Here is a 576-nt window from a genome sequence, read left to right on the forward strand (position 1 = left end):
CGTTCGGAGGCCTACTTTGTTTTCCCTCTGGCGCAAGGCACGCCGGGAAAACAGTGCGGCCTCGCGGCTACTGGGGTCTACCAGCCTTCGCTTCGCTCTCCATGGCTGGCAGCGATGGAACTCTCGGTCAGTTCGAGCTCCAGCCACTCCGGCCGGCAGCCGGTTTCCCGCAGCACCGTTCGCACGACGTCCAGCAGGGAGTAGTCACCCAGCTGGCAGGCGGATATGTTGACCGCCACGCGGCCGGGGTTTTTCCCTTCGCTGTACCATTGGGTCACCTGGCGGCAGGCCGTGCGCAACACCCACTCACCCAGGGGGAGTATCAGTCCGCTGTCTTCCGCCAGCGCGATGAACTGATCCGGGGCCAGGCCACCGAGTTCGGGATGACGCCATCGCACCAGGGATTCGAAGCCAACCACATGGCCATCCTTGAGACTGATCTGCGGCTGATAATGCAACAAGCGTGTCTTCGGCCTCGTGATAGATTTTGGGACATCCCAGTCCCCAAAATCGACTCGGCCTTTGACAACCTATTGGTGCCCCAGCCGTCCTGGTCACCAAGCACTACGCAACAAC

At 61.6% G+C, this 576-nt stretch carries 1 protein-coding gene; it reads right to left on the minus strand.

The features are described 5' to 3' along the window. Window positions 1-77: 77 nt before the first annotated feature. Window positions 78-419 (minus strand): EAL domain-containing protein, encoded by a 342-nt coding sequence (locus tag ACOCD2_RS25335; RefSeq protein ID WP_368857686.1) that lies wholly within the window; start codon window positions 417-419, stop codon window positions 78-80. Window positions 420-576 lie beyond the last annotated feature (157 nt).

It is taken from the genome of Thiolapillus sp. (assembly GCF_048562965.1).
GTDB classification, from domain to species: domain Bacteria; phylum Pseudomonadota; class Gammaproteobacteria; order Chromatiales; family Chromatiaceae; genus Thiolapillus; species Thiolapillus brandeum_A.